This window comes from Chryseobacterium sp. DT-167, assembly GCF_058310155.1.
The window spans coordinates 1-647 of record NZ_JBZEEQ010000078.1 but is presented as its reverse complement, the minus strand read 5'-3'; the positions used below and the strand labels follow the sequence as shown (position 1 = coordinate 647).

The window sequence follows — 647 nt, the reverse complement described above, 5'->3', positions numbered from 1 at the left end:
GAGAGGATCGCGACGACGTCGGTCCGCGTGTGATCGACGTCGGGCGCGGGGATGAACCGCTTGTCGGTTGGCATGGCGTCCAGCCTATGACGGGGGGGGGTGGGGCGCTGATGGATCATGCCGCGGCGACCGACCGGGAACGCGGACGGCACGACACCGCCCACGAGTATCGTCGAAAGCGTGCTGCTCTGGATCAACGGGACCTTCGGCGTCGGGAAGACCCACGTCGCCCACGAGCTGCAGCGCAAGATCCCCGACAGCATCGTCTCGGATCCCGAGCTTCCGGGTCTCGGGATCCAGCGGATGTACCCGCCGCACCTGCGTGCGGACTTCCAGGAGACGCCGTGGTGGGCACCCACGGTGGCCGAGCTCCTCGCCGATCTCGCCTCCCGGCATGCCGGTCACGTCATCGTCCCGATGACGCTCGCCGATCCCGACCGTCACGACCGCGTCTTCGGGACGCTCGACGCGGCCGGCGTCGAGACGCGGCACGTGACGCTCCTCGCATCGCGCGAGTCGGTGCGACGGCGCGTGCGCGCCCGCTTCGAGGACCCCGACGGCTGGCCGATGGAGCGCTACGACGCCAACGATGATGCGCTCCGGGCCCCGCGCTTCGCGACCCACCTCCGCACCGACGACGTGTCCCT

Annotated in this window: 1 protein-coding gene; it reads left to right on the top strand. The window is 70.5% G+C overall.

Going from position 1 to position 647, the window contains the following annotated elements; all coding sequences use genetic code 11:
- Positions 1 to 180: 180 nt before the first annotated feature.
- On the top strand, positions 181 to 647 hold a 467-nt coding region (locus AC4FQ5_RS19850), incomplete at its 3' end, for an AAA family ATPase (RefSeq protein ID WP_491146336.1).